A 3,617-nucleotide genomic window follows, 5' to 3' on the forward strand; every position below is an offset into this window, starting at 1 on the left:
GCGTCATTCGTAAGGCGATCAAGAACCGGAAGATTTTTCGGACTGATGAGTCAGTCATGAAGGTAATCTATCTGGCCATGGAAAAAGCTTCCGAGAAATGGACCATGCCGATCAGGAACTGGAAAGCAGCCATGAACCGGTTTGAAATTATGTTTCCTGACCGGTTCAAGGAGTAATAGTTTTGGTGGCGTTTACACAGAATTATTTACAGGCTCAATATTAATAAATACACTACTTTTAGTAGTCATATGCAATATCAAAAGCAGTGCAAAATTAGGACCCAGTTCTAAATTAATAACCTGTGACCTCCTTATTTCAGGTTCCCTCCATGTTTAGATATACAAAAGCCGCTTATTCCATTCTGCCTTTTCTTCTTACCAACACCGTGCTTGGTGATGAGCTATTTGGTGCAGAAGCCAACCAGTTTCACTGCGGCTCAATGATTGTTGAACTTCAGGAAGACTGGTCCATTGTCTCTCTGGATATAAGAAAGGGTTCATTACAAAACGCCCGCTTATATCAGCAAAAGGAAGGTGAGGAATCAGTCTTTATCCCCAAGTTTACCGATACAAAAATGGTACATCTGAAGCAGGCCATTGATGATGGCAAGGTAGAAAAACTCTCAATCATGGACTTCCCTCTTGAAGCTGAAATAGTAATTGCCCAGCCCCATGGCTCGAACCTGACCACCTTTCTTCTGACAAAAGGCGTCTGTAATACGGTTCAAACAGGATCCGCTTCCGTCACACTGAAAGCTGGAAACCCAATGAACATTACCGTTTACCAGCCTGAACGGGATAGCCACAGCAAACTCACTGACCTGCACAAAAAAGCCAACTACACACCAGCTTATGTGCTGATGCCATTTAATGACCCCGATGCACAGGAGAGCAGTCATAGCTGGACAAAAGAGCTGAAAGATACCTTGACGGATACCATCACCGAAAAACTGTCACAAAAGGCGACTCAAAAGACCTTTGAGAACTGGTTTAAGTAAACCCCGCCCAGCATTTATCTGAAGAGCATACATATCGTCCACTCCCCTAACCTTGGTATACTAAGGCACTTAACTCCCATGACTTGCCTGAAACAGAACGCGTGCAAAGACTCAATGATCGACAGGCTGAGGCCGTAAAATATATCGATACTCCCCTGCTGGTACTGGCGGGGGCAGGCAGTGGTAAGACCAGTGTTATCACCACCAAAATTGCCTACCTGATTCAACAGTGTGGCATCAGCGCCAAAAACATTGTGGCCGTTACCTTTACCAATAAAGCCGCCCGGGAAATGAAAGAACGGGTTGGCAAGCTGGTAAAAGGCAAAGCCTCTTCAGGACTGACCGTTTCTACGTTCCATAACCTGGGTCTGAATATTATTCGTCGTGAGTACAAAATTCTGGGCTATAAACCTGGGTTTTCAATTTTTGACCAGCAGGATGCCCGGTCACTGATTACCGACCTGATGCAGCGGGATGCCTCTGCGGATGACAATGGTGTGGATCAGATTCAACACTGCATCTCCAACTGGAAAAATGATCTGATCACCCCGGCCCAGGCGTTACAGATGGCAAGGCAGCCCTGGGAGCAGACTGCAGCAATTGTTTATGAACACTATAACCGTATGCTGAAAGCCTATAACTCAGTGGACTTTGATGACCTGATCATGAAACCGGTTGAGTTATTCAGAAATTATCCAGAGGTTCAGCAACGCTGGCAGGATAAAGTTCACTATATGCTTGTGGATGAGTACCAGGATACCAATGGTGCTCAGTATGAGCTGGTCAAGCGACTGGTAGGCGACCGCCGTAAGTTGACCGTAGTGGGTGATGATGACCAGTCCATTTATGCCTGGCGTGGCGCCAAGCCTGAAAACCTGGCACAGCTGAAAGAAGATTATCCCAGCTTAAAGGTCATCAAGCTGGAACAGAATTACCGTTCCACCAGCCGGATTCTGAAGGCAGCGAATACGTTGATTGCCAACAATCCACATGTGTTTGAAAAAACATTATGGAGTGAGATGGGTGTTGGAGATGAAATTCGTGTTATTAAATGCCGAAATGACGAAATGGAGTGTGAGCGGATTGCCACGGAAATCATCGCTCACAAACTTCGGCACGATAACAGCTATAAAGATTATGCCGTTCTATACCGGGGGAATTTTCAGTCGCGGTTGTTGGAGCTGAAGCTTCAGCACCATGGTATTCCTTACCATATTAATGGTGGCACCTCGTTCTTTGCCCGGGCAGAAGTGAAGGACATCATGGCCTACCTGCGCCTGCTGATTAATCAGGATGATGACAACGCTTTTCTGCGGGTGGTGAATACACCAAAGCGGGAAATCGGGCCATCAACACTGGAGAAGCTGGGCAATTACGCCAACAAACACCACATCAGTATGTACAAGGCCTGTGAAGAAGCAGCTCTTGAAGAAGATCTGGCACCTCAGTATGCAGAAAGACTCCGACGCTTTACCGGTTGGATGGATGATGTTTCACGACGGCTGCAAACCAGCGAAGACCCTATGCAGGTAGTTCGTGAAATGATTGCGGATACTGATTATGAAAACTGGCTGATGCAGCATTCTTCAACACCGGCTCAGGCTGAAAAACGCATGGCCAATGTCTGGTTTCTGGTGGATGCACTTCAACAAACCCTGGAGCGGGGAGATGAAGACAGAACGGTTGAAGACGCTATTGCCAGGCTGATTCTTCGGGATATGCTGGAACGTAACGAGGAAGAGGAAGATGCTGACCGTGTTCAGCTACTGACTCTCCATGCCTCAAAAGGTCTTGAGTATCCCCATGTATATATGATGGGAATGGAGGAGGAGCTGCTGCCTCACCGAACCAGTATTGAAGAGGATAATATTGAGGAAGAGCGTCGCCTTACTTACGTTGGCATTACGCGAGCCCGGAAATCACTGACCATGACACTGGCCGGGCAGAGAAAGCAGTTTGGCGAGATCATTGATACGATGCCCAGCCGCTTCCTTGATGAGTTGCCACAGGAAGACCTGGTGTATACTGGCTTTGATGAATCCTCCCGTCAGGAAACCAAAAAAATGGCCGGAAAAATGGGGCTGGATGCCTTGTATAAGTCTATTGGTGCCTGAACAGCCAAATAAAGTTATCAGCAGTAGCGCAGAGTACACGATTTCCAGCTTCTGCTGATATCATTATCCACCTTAATGCTTCACAACTATTTAAAGAACAATAAAACCTGTACACAGTATTTTCAGGAGAGAATCATGAAACATTTATCTGGCTTCGTCCTACTCTTTAGCCTGATCATACTGGGTGGATGCGCCTCAACTACAGATACCATTCCTGCCCACGGTATTAAGCACATTGTACTGGTCTGGCTAAACAATGCGGGTGATCAACAGGATCGTTCTACGCTGATCAAGCACTCTGAAGAACTGCGTTCAATTCCCGGTCTGATCGACTTACAGATAGGAACTACGGTTCTGAGTGATCGTAAAATTGGGATGAGGGAATGTAATTTAAATTGTGTAAACGCTTGTCGTTAATACTCCAAAATGGAGAATAACAATGAGCGTTGAAATCAACGAAAAACTGGTAGATCAAATAGCCAGTCAGATTAAAACTCAGGATGATC

At 46.1% G+C, this 3,617-nt stretch carries 3 protein-coding genes and 1 pseudogene; all 4 read left to right on the forward strand.

The features are described from left to right. Window positions 1-176: pseudogene (locus AK963_RS32600) on the forward strand (IS256 family transposase); the annotation flags it as partial. A 152-nt stretch (window positions 177-328) separates the two neighbouring features. Then, entirely contained in the window at window positions 329-997 is a 669-nt protein-coding gene (locus AK963_RS26835) for a hypothetical protein (protein WP_066018408.1), read from the forward strand. A gap of 101 nt (window positions 998-1,098) precedes the next feature. Next, window positions 1,099-3,111, forward strand: coding sequence for a DNA helicase Rep (gene rep / locus AK963_RS26840; protein WP_066018409.1), 2,013 nt, complete (start codon window positions 1,099-1,101; stop codon window positions 3,109-3,111). A gap of 135 nt (window positions 3,112-3,246) precedes the next feature. Further along, window positions 3,247-3,528, forward strand: a complete 282-nt coding sequence (locus tag AK963_RS26845; RefSeq protein ID WP_066018410.1) for an antibiotic biosynthesis monooxygenase family protein — start codon at window positions 3,247-3,249, stop codon at window positions 3,526-3,528. Window positions 3,529-3,617 lie beyond the last annotated feature (89 nt).

Source organism: Endozoicomonas atrinae (assembly GCF_001647025.1).
Lineage (GTDB): Bacteria > Pseudomonadota > Gammaproteobacteria > Pseudomonadales > Endozoicomonadaceae > Endozoicomonas > Endozoicomonas atrinae.